This window comes from Planctopirus hydrillae (genome assembly GCF_001707835.1).
Taxonomy (GTDB): Bacteria; Planctomycetota; Planctomycetia; order Planctomycetales; family Planctomycetaceae; genus Planctopirus; species Planctopirus hydrillae.
The window spans coordinates 83390-97691 of the sequence record NZ_LYDR01000110.1 but is presented as its reverse complement, the minus strand read 5'-3'; the positions used below and the strand labels follow the sequence as shown (position 1 = coordinate 97691).

General features: G+C 53.0%; 11 protein-coding genes and 5 tRNA genes. 1 reads left to right on the top strand and 15 read right to left on the bottom strand.

The window, feature by feature from the left end:
• The first annotated feature begins 49 nt into the window (after window positions 1–49).
• A complete protein-coding gene (locus A6X21_RS13140; protein ID WP_131818329.1) occupies window positions 50–778 on the top strand; it encodes a phosphatase domain-containing putative toxin in 729 nt (242 codons plus the stop codon).
• A 460-nt stretch (window positions 779–1238) separates the two neighbouring features.
• Here the strand turns inward: A6X21_RS13140 and rpoB are convergent, their stop codons facing one another.
• The 15 genes from rpoB to lepB form a co-directional block, all read right to left on the bottom strand.
• The gene (gene rpoB / locus A6X21_RS13135; RefSeq protein WP_068848576.1) at window positions 1239–4955 is read right to left on the bottom strand and encodes a DNA-directed RNA polymerase subunit beta; all 3717 of its coding nucleotides are present in this window, start codon (window positions 4953–4955) and stop codon (window positions 1239–1241) included.
• 671 nt (window positions 4956–5626) lie between these two features.
• Window positions 5627–6022: a 50S ribosomal protein L7/L12 gene (rplL, locus tag A6X21_RS13125; protein WP_068848573.1), complete on the bottom strand. Its 396-nt coding sequence runs from the start codon at window positions 6020–6022 to the stop codon at window positions 5627–5629.
• Window positions 6023–6169: 147 nt separating this feature from the next.
• Window positions 6170–6682: a 50S ribosomal protein L10 gene (gene rplJ, locus A6X21_RS13120; RefSeq protein ID WP_068848572.1), complete on the bottom strand. Its 513-nt coding sequence runs from the start codon at window positions 6680–6682 to the stop codon at window positions 6170–6172.
• A 117-nt stretch (window positions 6683–6799) separates the two neighbouring features.
• A complete protein-coding gene (rplA, locus tag A6X21_RS13115) occupies window positions 6800–7411 on the bottom strand; it encodes a 50S ribosomal protein L1 (protein ID WP_438822577.1) in 612 nt (203 codons plus the stop codon).
• Between the two features lie 160 nt (window positions 7412–7571).
• Window positions 7572–8006: a 50S ribosomal protein L11 gene (rplK, locus tag A6X21_RS13110; protein ID WP_068848569.1), complete on the bottom strand. Its 435-nt coding sequence runs from the start codon at window positions 8004–8006 to the stop codon at window positions 7572–7574.
• A gap of 67 nt (window positions 8007–8073) precedes the next feature.
• A complete protein-coding gene (gene nusG / locus A6X21_RS13105; protein WP_068848567.1) occupies window positions 8074–8688 on the bottom strand; it encodes a transcription termination/antitermination protein NusG in 615 nt (204 codons plus the stop codon).
• Window positions 8689–8893: 205 nt separating this feature from the next.
• Window positions 8894–9370: a preprotein translocase subunit SecE gene (gene secE / locus A6X21_RS13100; protein WP_165603792.1), complete on the bottom strand. Its 477-nt coding sequence runs from the start codon at window positions 9368–9370 to the stop codon at window positions 8894–8896.
• Between the two features lie 260 nt (window positions 9371–9630).
• Window positions 9631–9703, bottom strand: a tRNA-Trp gene (locus A6X21_RS13095).
• Window positions 9704–9761: 58 nt separating this feature from the next.
• On the bottom strand, window positions 9762–9917 hold the full coding sequence (gene rpmG, locus A6X21_RS13090; protein WP_068848563.1) for a 50S ribosomal protein L33: 156 nt from the start codon (window positions 9915–9917) through the stop codon (window positions 9762–9764).
• Window positions 9918–10089: 172 nt separating this feature from the next.
• Window positions 10090–11286 carry an elongation factor Tu gene (tuf, locus tag A6X21_RS13085; RefSeq protein ID WP_068848561.1) on the bottom strand — a complete coding sequence of 399 codons (1197 nt, stop codon included), beginning with the start codon at window positions 11284–11286 and terminating at the stop codon, window positions 10090–10092.
• A 232-nt stretch (window positions 11287–11518) separates the two neighbouring features.
• Window positions 11519–11591 (bottom strand) — tRNA-Thr (locus tag A6X21_RS13080).
• A 161-nt stretch (window positions 11592–11752) separates the two neighbouring features.
• Window positions 11753–11823 (bottom strand) — tRNA-Gly (locus A6X21_RS13075).
• 33 nt (window positions 11824–11856) lie between these two features.
• A tRNA-Tyr gene (locus A6X21_RS13070) sits at window positions 11857–11938 on the bottom strand.
• 16 nt (window positions 11939–11954) lie between these two features.
• Window positions 11955–12026 (bottom strand) — tRNA-Thr (locus A6X21_RS13065).
• Between the two features lie 484 nt (window positions 12027–12510).
• Window positions 12511–14187 carry a signal peptidase I gene (gene lepB, locus A6X21_RS13055; protein ID WP_068848557.1) on the bottom strand — a complete coding sequence of 559 codons (1677 nt, stop codon included), beginning with the start codon at window positions 14185–14187 and terminating at the stop codon, window positions 12511–12513.
• Window positions 14188–14302: the final 115 nt, after the last annotated feature.

Sequence of the window (14302 nt, the reverse complement as noted above, 5' to 3'; positions counted from 1 at the left end):
TTGAGACTTCGATAGGGCCGATTGGCGGCAGACAAGGATGATTGATTCCATGACGCACGAGAACACGACGAATTCGACAGAAACGACTCCAGCAGCTTCGCGGCTGCGGTTTCGCTGGATTCTGATTCTGGCAACGATCGTTGCCATGGGTGCTGGTGGCTGGGCTTATCGTCAGAATCATCGCTACAAGCATGTCGCGATTCACGATCCCGGAAAAGTGATTCGCTGCGCCTGGGTGGAGGCCGACGTGATGGCCGAACTCGTCCAGAAGCACCAGGTGAAGACGGTACTCAATCTTTGCCGCCCGGGAGAAATGGGCCCGGATCGCGCACGACAGGAGCGAATGGCTGTGGAAGCCGCCGGTGCCAAGCTGATTGAACTTTCACTTCCGGATATCGATGATCCTTCGAGCCCTCTGATTGCACCACATATCGCTGTCCTCAAGGATCCAGCGAACTACCCGCTGATTGTCCATTGCCAGCATGGATTCAATCGGACAGGCCGCGTGTTAACGATGTACGACGTAATGTTCCGTGGAAAAACCGGTGAAGAAGCTCTGTCGAAGATGCCTCTTTTCGGGCGTCACGACTACGCACCGCTCGAGCATGCTTTCGCTCGAAACTTTGATGTCTTCTATGCTGCCGAAAAGGCCAAAGAAGCCGCTGGTGAGAAACCCGACCAGTCCACGCCCTCTTTAACGACTGAACATGTCGAAACGGCAGTCCCTGCCATTGAGCAGACCAGCTTCCAGGAAGGAACCGGCCAACCATCGCGTTGATGAACGCCTGGCTGAAGATCGGTTGGACTTACGATTGACCAGTCCTTTCATGCGATGTTCGTCGTGTGTTGACATTGAGCATGCCAACCGAAGCGGTGTAAAGGGTCGTCGCAGGACACACGCAGGGCGCAGCTTCTTGTTGTCGTGGCGATGCACGACAATCCGGCCAAGAGCTGGCGGGGCTACCCGTCACAAATTTTGAAGGCCTGGCGCTGCACCAGGTTGTGAAAAAGCCAATTCAGAGCAAGAGGCATGGCACAAGAACCGCTGCAAAATTGTGCGGACTTGAATATGAGCCCAACAACCCGCTTGATAACCACGCCCTTTCACAAAGCTTACAGGGCGTGCCACCCAACGCCCGCTGGTTTTCCACAAGCTGACTAAACAAAGCAGGGGGATCGGTGACGAGCACCGATCCCCCTGCTTTGCTTGACAAAGATGAGCAGTAGGATTTGCAGAACTATGTGAGGCTCTTCTCCAACTGCATGTTCAGGCAGAGACCACGAATTTCGTTGTTGAGCACTTCAAAGCTGGCAGGTGTCCCGGCTTCGAGAGTGTTTTCTCCCTTGACCATCGATTCGTAGATCTTCGTGCGGCCTTCCACATCGTCGCTCTTCACAGTGAGCAATTCCTGCAGAATATAGGCAGCACCGTAGGCTTCCAGAGCCCACACTTCCATCTCACCAAACCGCTGACCACCAAAACGAGCCTTACCACCCAGCGGCTGCTGAGTAATCAAGGAGTAAGGGCCAGTAGCTCGGGCGTGAACTTTATCTTCGACCAGGTGATGCAGTTTGAGCATATAGATGTAGCCGACCGTGGTCTTCTGCTCGAATGGTTCACCTGTGCGGCCATCCAGCAACTGAGCCTTTCCGTCTTCCGGAAGACCAGCCTGCTTCAGCAGTTCGCGAATCGTTTCTTCAGCCGGTCCATCAAAGACAGGGCATTTCGCTCGGAAACCCAGCTTGGCTGCAGCCCAGCCCAGGTGAGTTTCGAGAATCTGCCCCACGTTCATACGGCTCGGCACACCCAGTGGGTTGAGAATGATGTCGACCGGTGTTCCATCGGCGAGGAATGGCATATCCTCAACAGGTAGCACCTTGGAAATCACCCCCTTGTTACCGTGACGACCGGCCATCTTGTCACCGACAGAGATCTGCCGTTTCTGAGCGACATAGACCTTCACCATCTGCAGCACACCGCTGGGCAACTCATCGCCACGCTTCATGGTGTTCAGCTTACGGTCACGATCATCAATCGCTTCTTCCACCGGGCCCCAGAATTCCTTGATGGCCTTCTTGCAATCGGCCTTCTTCTGAGGACTGCGGAGATCCATGGTTTCGAAACGATGCAGGAACGATTCGGCATAAGTGGCCAGGAACTTGGCATCATCGAGCTTGCCAAGATCACGGCCATCGTCGTCTTGCAGTTTCTTTTCCAGAGCTGTTTCAAAATGAGTGAGGAAGGTCTTGAAAGCAGCGGCAATCAAGTCATTTCCAGACTCTTCCACACGCTTCAGGTCCGTTTCGAACTTCTTACGTTCGGTTTCCGAGAGACTCATTCGACGAGAGAACTTCTCTGTATGAATGACGATCCCTTCCACACCACTGGGGACTTCCAGTGATTCGTTCTTAACGTCTTCGCCGGCCCGTCCGAAGATCGCATGCAGGAGCTTTTCTTCCGGTGTCAGTTCGGTTTTGGCTTTGGGCGAAACCTTACCCACGAGAATATCGCCTGGCTCAACGCGTGTACCGACATGGATCACGCCATCATCATCCAGATGACGCAGAGCCTTATCGCTCACGTTGGGAATGTCGCGGGTGAATTCTTCTCGACCGAGTTTGGTTTCGCGAACTTCAACATCGAATTCATCAATGTGAATCGACGTGTAAACGTCTTCTTTGACGAGACGTTCCGAAAGGATGATCGCGTCTTCGAAGTTAAAGCCTTCCCAGGACATGAACGCGACCAGCACGTTTCGTCCCAGTGCCAGCTCGCCATCGCCCACAGCGGCACTGTCAACAAGGATATCGCCCTTCTTGACTTTATCGCCGACTTTGACTGTCGGTGTCTGATTCAGACAGGTGCGCTCGTTAAGACCTGTGTACTTGCGAAGTGGTGTGCGCTTGCCATCGATTTCGATGCAATCACCATCGACATAAGTGACCTTACCTGACTTCTCGGCTCTCAAAACCATCCCGCTGTTCTGGGCGACCGGGCCTTCAAGACCCGTTCCCACCAGAGGTGGTTCCGCAATCAGCAGAGGAACACCCTGCCGCTGCATGTTTGAACCCATCAGTGCGCGGTTGGCATCGTCATGCTCAAGGAATGGAATCAAACCGGCTGAGACACCCACCATCTGGCAAGGTGCGACGTCGATGTAGTTCACCTGAGAAGCGGGTAGCCAGAGGAAATCGTTGTGGTGACGGCACATGACACGTTCATCACGCATCTTGTCGTCCTGCACCGGCGTATCAGCCGGGGCAATATAAACATGCGACTCTTCGTCGGCTCGCAGCCAGACGATTTCTTCTGTCACCTTCTTGTCAACCACTTTGCGATAAGGGGTGATGAGGAAACCGTAATCATCGACCTTGGCAAAAATGCTCAGGCTCGAAATCAGACCGATGTTAGTACCTTCGGGTGTTTCAATCGGGCAGATGCGGCCATAGTGCGAAATATGCACGTCGCGAACTTCAAAACCTGCCCGCTTGCGGTTCAAACCGCCCGGCCCAAGGGCACTGAGCCGGCGCTCGTGAGTCAACGTGGCCAGAGGATTGGTCTGATCCACCACCTGTGAGAGCTCGCCACGACCGAAGAAGAAATCAATCGCTGCCGAAACACTCTTCGGATTGATCAAAGAGCGTGGCGACATTTCTTCCACGTCTTTGAGGCTCATACGCTCCTGAACAGTGCGGCGGAGCTTCAGGAAGCCCTTGCGAAGTTCTTCCTGTGCGAGTTCGTCAATGGTTCTCAGGCGTCGATTGCCCAGGTTATCGATGTCATCGACATGGGCTGTCGCATCGCCCGTCCGCAACTTCATCACATACCGGATCGAGTTAATGATATCTTCGGGTCGAAGAGTCATCTCGGTATCAGGCACATCCTGATCAAACTTGCGGTTCACGCGGAAACGACCGACGCGACCAATCCGATATCGATTCACGTCAAAGAACTTTTCTTTGAAGAGCTCGATGGCCTTTTCCAACTGTGGTGGATTGCCTGGACGCAGACGCTGATAGATTCGGAGCAGCGCATCTTCATGGCTCGCTGTCGAATCCTCAATCAGACTGTCCATGATGATGGGATCATCCGATTTCTCGGCAACATCGACGGTCTTGATCCCCGATTCCTTGATCTCTTCAGCCAGTGGCTTCGTGATGACATGACAGGCTTCGCAAATGATCTCGCCCATCCGCTCGTGACCGGCTGGATAAACGATATCGTCCGCAGCGTGCTTGCCAGCGACATGCTCGACGAAGTGGCTGTCGCTGACCTTGAATGTCACCACATTGTGGAACAGCTTGACCAGGTCTTTCGTACGACCATAGGCAGGATCCATCGCCCGCAGGAAGGTCATCGCACTGAACTTGCCTGACTGATCGATACGGACATTCAGAGTATCCCGCTTGCCGATATTCAGCTCAATCCAGCTACCACGCTCGGGAATGACACGGCAGGAGAACGTCTTCTTTTCGCCGGGCTCGGCTGACATCACAAAGTCGACACCGGGAGACCGGTGCAACTGGCTGACGACAACACGCTCGGAACCGTTGATGATGAATTCGCCACCACCAATCATGATGGGCAAATCACCCAGGTAGACTTCTTCTTCCTGTGGCTGCTCCTTCATCAACCGCAGCCAGACGCGGAAAGGACGTCCGTAGGTCAAGCGAAGCTGGCGGCATTCAAGTGGTGTATAGCGCGGCTTGCCCAGTTCATACTTGATGTACTCCAGGCGATACTTCTGATCGTAGCTCTCGATGGGGAAGACTTCACGAAGAATCGCCTCCAGACCGTCATCGGCTCGCTCACGTGGCTCACTCTCCAGTTGCAGAAAGCGATGGTAAGAAGCTGTCTGGATTTGTGTGAGTTCAGAGATGGCAAACTCACCACGAATGGATCCAAAATGGCGAGTTTCATGAGTCTCAATCACACGCTGGGCGGGGTTGGGCATGCGAGCTTCCTGTGACAACTAAATCAATCAACGTGATACAAAACAGGCTTGTCGAACAGCATAAGTCTTTCTCATGCCATCATGTACGCAGACCTGGCACCATTCGATGCAGAACACACCAGTGATCTGCAGACTGAAGCCGAGAACAACGCAGCAACACCCTGTTCATTATTGCAAGCAAAAGAACTGCCGGAGATTTTCAAATCCACCATCCAACCGACTCATGGACGACTCTGCACGAGAGATCATGAGTCTGGAAGAGGTTCGCTTCCTCACCAAGTCAGCATAACGCGCGAGATTGATATCGCAACTCTGCAGCCATTACTCTGCAGCCATTACTCTGCAACCATTACTGTGCAGCCATTTCGACCACAGCCACTCAGTTGCCCGGCCACGGGAATGATTCAAGACTTTGCCTGAAAGAAACCCGGGAGAGATGCAGAACCAGCCAAATGAGAACGAAATTGCAGCGACAGCAGTTTGCTATCGCTGCAATTCGAAAACAATCGAAGGGTCGCACCGACAAATCTTTACAGCAGATTGCTGACAATTGATCGAAGCTCATTCAAAACGAGGGAGACCGCTTCTGTGCCGCCGACGAGAACTGTCACACGTGGGCAAGACGCCATCCAGCAAAACGAGAAGGCGGACAGATCACCCCCGTCTCAAAATTACTTAACTTCAGCAGTGGCACCAGAAGCTTCGAGTTCCTTCTTGAGCTTGTCGGCATCTTCCTTCGAGATGCCAGTCTTGACTGGCTTGGGAGCGCCTTCGACCAGGTCTTTGGCTTCCTTGAGACCGAGGCCAGTGGCTGTACGGACAACCTTGATGACGCTCAGCTTGTTATCGCCAAAGCCTGTCAGAATGACGTCGAACTCAGTCTTCTCTTCAACAGGAGCAGCAGCAGCGGCACCAGGGCCACCAGGGCCTGCCATGACAACAGCGCCGCCAGCCGGCTTAATGCCGTGAACCTGCTCAAGATAGTCAGCCAGAGCCTTCGCCTGGAGCAGAGTGAGAGCAACAATCTTGTCGCCCAGTTCAGTTGTTGCAGAATCAAAATCAGCCATTTGCCCGACCCTTTCGTAGATCGCACGAACTTATCAAAAATCACTCAAAATCCAGCGACTGGCAGAAGCATCCAGAGCACTGAGTTCGAGCCACCAATCTCTAAAACAGGATCGCATGCCATCGCAGGCGATCAGGAAACTACCAAACTATTCCGTCTTCTCGGCAATACTTTGCACCTGCCCAGCCAATGTGCCACCAGCACCCAGAAGAGCGCCAGCCAGATTTGCACCCGGCGACAGAATCAAACCCACCAGTTGACCCAAAACCTCTTTACGACCGGGGCTCTTACTGAGTTTCTCAACGTCAGAAGCTGAAAGTGCAGTCCCGCTGAGCGTGCCGCCCTTCACTGCAAGATTCTTGCAATCCTTGAGGGAGTCAACAATCTCGCGGGCCAGAGCCACCACATCTTCAGCACCCCACACAATGGTGGAAGGGCCTTTAAGCGAATCTGCCAGATCGATGCCAACCTCACGCAGTGCCGCCTTGGCAACTGAGTTACGCACGCCCAGAACGGAAATCTTCTTGGACTGCATCAGCAATCGCCACTTGTTGGCAGAGACTGCATCCACCTTGGAAGCATCCAGCACTAACAAATCACGATGTTCGCCGACCGCTGTGCGGATGTCGTCGATCATCATTTTTTTGACAACTTTACTCATGATCTCTCAATCGACTCCGAACCGTTGACTATTCATCGCATGACACAAAGAAAACCGTCAATCCACTGCCTGTCTATGACTGCCTATCTATGGGTGAGCAAAACAGCCCCACCTGCACTAGACTGCAGTCACATAGACGGCGGGAGTCATGCTGCCGACGATGACAATATTACGAATGTACTGGCCCTTGGAGGTCGCGGGCTTCAGCGAGCGAATGTACTTCAAAAACGCTTCGACGTTTTCAATGAGTTGCTGCTCGTTAAAGCTCATTTTGCCCACAACGCAATGGACGTTGCCGCCATCATCGACGCGGAACTCGACTTTACCAGCACGGTATTCTTTCACAGCGGCCGCCACGTCCGCTGTCACGGTTCCTGCTCGGGGAGAGGGCATCAAGCCGCGAGGACCGAGGACTCGGCCGAGGGGACCGACAACACCCATCATGTCGGGTGTGGCAATAGCGACGTCGAAGTCGACCCAGCCTTCTTTAATCTTGTCGGCCAGTTCTTTGCCACCCACAAACTCAGCACCAGCCTCCTGGGCAATCTTGACGTTGTCGCCCTGAGCAAAGACCAGGACTCGTTTCGACTTACCAATCCCGTGAGGGAAGACGATCGAGCCGCGGACGATCTGATCGGCTTGCCGAGGATCAACACCCAGGCGGACAGAGATTGTGACTGTCTGGTCAAACTTGCAGGGCTTCACACCCTTGGGCAACTTCGACTCCATCCCCTTGAGAGATGTCACCGCTGCGGGAAGATCAACCACACCAATTTTTCCGGCGATTTCGCCGAGATGCTTCATTCGCTTAGAAACAGTCGCCATCATTCATCCTTAATCGCTCCCCAGTCGCAAGACGCAACTGAGTCGAACGCGAAAGAGAACCAAACTAATCCAGAACTTCGAGACCAACACTGCGAGCAGTACCGGCGATAATCCGGACTGCAGCGTCCAGACTGGCGGCATTCAAATCGGCCATCTTTGTCTTGGCAATCTCAGCCAACTGAGCCTTGGTCACAGAACCGACCTTTTCGGATCGATGCTTACTGGCACCCTTGGCAATGGCCGCAGCCTGCTTCAGCAGCACAGAGGCTGGCGGACTCTTCAATTCAAACTTGAAGGTACGATCTTCAAAAATCGTAATCACAACCGGAACGATCATCCCGTTCAGGTCTTTGGTGCGATCATTGAATTGAGTCACGAACTGACCAAGATTCACACCGTGAGGCCCGAGTGCAGTACCCACAGGAGGAGCAGGCGTAGCCTTCCCCCCAGGGATCTGAACCTTCACCTGAGCCTTAATCTTCGCTTCTTTCTTGGCCATATCTATTCAGCTTCAACAAGGATTGCAGATCTATTACCTGGAGCGAGTTAACAACCAGCAGCGGAAACTAGGGCCTTTCAGCCTGCCAATATTCCAGCTCAACGGGTGTTGACCGTCCAAAAATTTCCACCAGTACGTTAATCTTGCCGTTTGCTTCGTCAATCGAATCAATCGGGCCTTCAAAACCTTCGAAGGTCCCCTCCTTGATTTTGACAATATCACCGACAGCAAACTCAATCTTCATGGCAGGAGCCGCAGATTCCTGTTTCTGCTCCTGCTTCTGCAGCATACGAGCAATCTCGTGATCCTGCATAGGTGTCGGTTTACCGGCAGAACCGGTGAAATCACCAACACCACCCGTCGTCCTCACAATGTACCAGGTATCATCATTCAGAATCATCTGAACCATGAGGTACCCGGGATACAGCTTGTGCTCGACAACTTTCTTCTTGCCGTTTTTATTCTCAACCACTTTCTCAGTGGGAATCAGAATCTCACCAAAAAACTGCTCGAGGCCTTCCTGCCGAATTCGCCTCAGGAGGTTATCACGAATTGATTTCTCACGATTGCTCGTAATCTTCAAAACGTACCAATGCATGGCGTTTTCGGTCGAAGCAACCTCTGAGCTGCCGGAGGAAGCACCCCCAGCGACTCCTTCTGTCGCTTTCCCATCTACCGCCATGACGACTCCTCTCGACAAATTGATCGCAAAACACTTTTTACCAGCCAGATGGATCACCAGCCAGGAATGGCCGTTCTGCGCGAAGCAGGCATCATGACAGCAGCTATGACATTTTGCAACTCAGCAGAGCCCGGCCCATTTCGCTGAGTCTGGAGGGCTGTCCCCTCCATCACCAATACCAGCAGTTCCGGATGATGCCCGTCGCCTAACCGTAAATCTGCAACACACCAATCAAGCCCAAGACCCATTGCCAGAAAAGATCAAACCCGAACAGAACCAGACTCAAAGAAATTGTCACAAAGAGAACAACTCCTGTCGCCTTCATGAGTTCAGGCCGTTCCGGCCAGGTGACGCGGCTCATTTCTGATTCAACTTCAATCAGGAAATCCGCAAAGACAGGGTAGTGCACAAGCCTCCACGCACACCAGCTTCCAAGCACTGCCATCACTGTAGGAACCGCAATTCGAATAGGATTCGAAAAGTTAGAGATCGCCGGAAAGGCCGCAGCCAACTGAGCCACAAGATCGTCAAAGACTCGTACAGAAAATGTCCATGAACCCAGGAGGACCGCAAGAATCATGGCAGCGGCCGTCAGGTAACGAACAAGTCGTCCCTGATTCTTCTTATAAAGGCCAGGAGAGATGATCGATTGCCAGATTGTGGCTTGGGCAGTGCTTGCCATATACATCCATTAACCTGCCTGATGGATACCCAACTCAGTGTTGAACATTCATCAAGACTTGACGTCATCGAAAACAACTACAATCAAATCGAAATCTACAGGCGGGTGCCGCTGCAAAACATCTCACAACACCCTGCACGACAAGACAATCGGAGCTGACGTGACAGAAGGTTGTGAGCTGTAAATCTCACGGTGAGCGAGACTCACTGGGGCGAGACTTGCCGATAACGAACCTCGCCGTGAACGAATCTCACCGCAAACACGGGCGGAGGGACTCGAACCCCCAACCTGCGGATTTGGAATCCGCTGCTCTGCCAATTGAGCTACACCCGTAAGCCGCAAGGCATGACTCGATTCATGGCCACACCAATCAGGCCTCGAAGCCGAGAAACTACTTCTTACGAGACTCTTTATGAAGAGTATGTTTTCGCAGCTTCGGGCAATACTTCATCAGTTCCAGTCGTTCCGTACCACGTGTCTCTTTGGAGACGCGGTAATTCCTCTGACCTGATTCTGTACATTCGAGCCAAACGAATTCGCGAGCCATAATTGCCTCTCTCCAACAGCACCACAGGCAAAAGGCCGTGGCAGCCAGAGTTTACTCAAAAATCAGAGATCTGTTGAAAACAACCCCGCGGCTTATCAAAAAGCCGCGGGGAAACCACTCCATCAATGGCATGGCACACTCATCTCATGGAGACGAGAGCCATCCTGATCAACTAGGCGAGGATCTTTGTCACCACGCCTGAACCAACCGTCTTGCCACCTTCACGGATAGCAAAACGAACGTTTTCAGTCATGGCGATAGGCTTGAGGAGTTCGACTTCCATCTTGACGTTGTCGCCGGGCATACACATTTCTGCACCGCCGAGGAGCTTGGCACCGCCGGTGACGTCTGTAGTACGGAAGTAGAACTGTGGCTTATAACCATTGAAGAACGGTGTATGACGACCACCTTCTTCTTTGCTCAGCACGTAAACCTGGCACTCGAACTTGGTGTGCGGCTGAATTGAGCCTGGCTTGGCCAGCACCTGACCACGCTGCACGTCTTCCTTCTTGATACCGCGGATGAGCACACCCACGTTATCGCCAGCACGACCTTCATCGAGAGTCTTCTGGAACATTTCGACGCCGGTACAAACCGATTCGATGGTGTCCTTCAGACCGATAATCTGAACCTTGTCACCCACCTTGAGGATGCCCTGCTCGATACGGCCGGTCACCACGGTACCGCGACCTTCGATTGAGAACACGTCTTCGATCGACATGAGCATGGGCTTGTCGACAGCACGTTCTGGTTCAGGAACGTTGGCATCGAGTGCGTCCATCAGGTCGCCGATGCACTTGTTGAACTTAGGATCGGCTGGATTATCGAGAGCACCCTTGGCGTTGCCACGAACGATGGTGATGTCATCGCCAGGGAAATCGTACTTCGAGAGGAGTTCACGAACTTCCATCTCGACGAGTTCGAGAAGTTCTTCGTCGTCAACAAGATCGCACTTGTTGAGGAAGACCACGAGGGCTGGGACGTCCACCTGACGGGCGAGCAGAATGTGCTCGCGAGTCTGTGGCATCGGGCCGTCAGCAGCGGAAACCACGAGAATAGCGCCGTCCATCTGAGCGGCACCGGTAATCATGTTCTTGATGTAGTCAGCGTGGCCTGGGCAATCGATGTGAGCGTAGTGACGAGTGGCTGTTTCGTATTCAACGTGCGAAACGGCAATCGTCACAGTCTTGGTTTCGTCGCGAACGGTACCACCCTTGGCGATATCCGAATAGCTCTTGAACTTGGCCAGACCCTTGGCAGTCTGCACAGCCAGAATTGCGGCAGTGGTCGTGGTCTTGCCATGGTCAATGTGACCAATCGTTCCAACGTTGACGTGGGGCTTTGTCCGCTGAAAAACTTCCTTCGCCATTTCTCCGAAACCTTCTTTGTTGCTGTTTGTCGACCAGCGGAACTTTCCGCCCGTGTATCAAATTGGGACGACAGAACGAGAGGACGACAATCCCATGGGCACCACGACGGCACCCACGCCAAATACGTGGACCCAAACACTCAGTTGATGCTGGCAGAAAACAAACTGCCAACACCGAGACAAAAACACTTCGTGTAAAGACTGGCAACTTTGCCAGAATCTCGCCACCAAAAGCTACCGGTGGGATTCGAACCCACGACCTCGTCCTTACCAAGGACGCACTCTACCGACTGAGCTACGGCAGCGAGATCAACTTCAAATCACCGACAACTTCCCTACGAGGCTGTAGACGATGACCCGAATTTTCCGCAATGTCAACCGACACGACCTGCACAGCCTCGAAACCTGAGAGCCCTTTTAAAAGAAACCCCAGAAAGCTGCACAAATGTGACAATTTCACACAGAGAGCGGGTGAAGGGAATCGAACCCTCACCACCAGCTTGGAAGGCTGGAGCTCTACCATTGAGCTACACCCGCAATTGCTTCGAAAAGCGATCAACACACAAACATTGGCGGAAACAGGATTCGAACCTGTGAAGGCATAGCCACCAGATTTACAGTCTGGCCCCTTTGACCGCTCGGGAACTCCGCCGTCAGAAACTCATTAAAGCTGGCGGAGGGATTCGAACCCACAACCTCCTGTTTACAAAACAGGAGCTCTACCGTTGAGCTACACCAGCCTGAACTGACTCCTCCAGATGGATGACAAAAAACTCGTCACCCTAAAGCAAGCCACACAATTGACACGCCAGCCACGGGCCAGTTCACCAACTGTGGAGCTTCTTTCCTGAGAAAATCGATTTGGATGAAAAGTATAGCAACCCCTACCGACCCTGCAAGGTTGGCGGACTTTCCAGAAAATGAACGCAACCAATTACCCAGAAATGCTTTACAGTTTATTACCCGCAGTGACATTTCGGTTTTGATGCTGAGAAACCCCTTGACGCCGCAACTTTCGCCAGTTTTTCCGATCGGCAGTGGCTTTCCTGCCTCGTCAGATTGAGACGTTTCGTTGATGGCATGCACGACTTCACGGAAATCTGATAGTCAAGACTGAGTTGCTCGAACTACTCGAGGAATTGCTCCCCAAAAGGGCAGCTTTTGCGAAAGTTCGGGAGATCAATCCCCGCCTGAACTCAACTGGCTATAGCCACTATGAATTCGCTACCTGAGAAAACGGACTCGATCAAAGTCTGGGAGGCGGAGCAGCCACTCTTGATCACCAATCTTCAGGCGACCGGGTTGTGAAGGCAAATGGACCAGAAAGGGCTTTCCAACGAGCAGTTTGCGATGAACACCCGGCTTCTCCCACTGTCGGCTGTCGTGCGAAACCGGGCTGTTATCACCCAGGACGAAGTATTCTTCAGGCCCCAGTGGATAGGGGCGATTGACCGCATGGCGACTTCTTTGAAACGTGTAGAAGACATCCCGAAAGAGCGTAGGATTGGAAATTCGCACTGTTCCACTGAGTGCACCAAATCGAACAGGTGAGCGAGGTGACTCGGCACCCGGAGGAACAGCCGAAATGGGCCACGCGGGAAAGACTTCGTGCCCATCAATCGCCAGGGCTACTTGCCGGTCAATCATGGACGCTTCGATCCGGACACTCTGCCCGCGTTCTGGAGGAGACCAGGGGCCCACTCGCAGTGGTCGATCCGTTCCCTCCAGGAATAGCCGGACCGATTCGCGCTGGCTGTCAAAATCCAGTGTGTATCGTTCGAGGCCGTCCGTCAGTTGAATGAAGAAGCGTCCTTGATCCTGCGGCAACGAGAGTTCACCAACAAAGGCAATATCGCGGACAGAATTTGGTTCCATGGAGTTGGCGGCGAGGTTGTAGCCGTAACTATCCGTGATCGGAGCCAGGTGAGAGGCGGCCTTCAATTTGTTGATCGCCTGCAGAAAGACGAGGTTCTGCGAGTTTGTCTTTAAAAAAGACACGACATCATCGGGGAGAACACCAAAGCTGGAGAGTTTTTTAGTTTTCGAGTCGTATTTCAAACCCGACGGGGGAAGAGTGGCCAGTTGAAGATCGCTCGGCCACTCTTCGAGAGTGACCGTGGTGATATGAGTTCCACCAGAACGCACCCAGTGCTGGTACTCGATCCAGGAAATGGAGGATTCTGCAGCCACAGCCGTCTGGCCAGCAGGTTGGGATGTTGTGTTTTGTTCAGAATCAGAACTTATCGCAGGGAGAGCCTCGGTAGCGCCGCCTGCTGTCTGTTCTCGAAAGAGAAACGTGGTGGGCGAACTTCTCCAGCCACGAAGGTTGGAAGTCGGCTCCAGCCAGCCATCAGTGCTGACCCAGCGATCCTGAAAGCTGGTATCGTGAGTGGGACGATGTTCCTGATGATAGACAGGAATCCACATTGTCCGCTGCACAGCGAGTGGTTTACGGGCAATTTCGCCGTTGATCCAGAGATCGCCATTTCGGATCGAAACGGCTTCGCCGGGCAGACCAACAATCCGTTTAACATACGCTTCCGTAGGCAGATTCGGGTTACGAAATACCGCAATCTCCCATCTTTGGGGAGAGCTCCACAAATAAGCCTGTTTGTTGACCAGTAACTGATCTCCATGATTTCTCGGTACATGGCTGAGATCGATCCCCTGCTGGCTGCAATTGGGGCAGATCGATTGTTCCACCTCAAACTCGGATGAACTGGCTGCCAGGTGATTGGCCGATTCATCCCAGGCAGTTCCATAGGCAAACAGCTCACCGCATTTGGGGCAGGCCACCCGTTTATGAAAGCCAAGCAATGTCGGGGCCATCGACCCCGTGGAGATCATAAAGCCTTCAGCCACGAAGGTTCGAAACAGCAATACGGCCAATAACAAAGCCACTACACACTCAACGGTGGTACGCAACGGCCCGTGGCCGAAGGTCGTGACCATCGGTTGAGGCGATCGGCGGTTGCGATCATGCGTTGAAGTTTGGAACATGAAGTCGAGGCCGAAA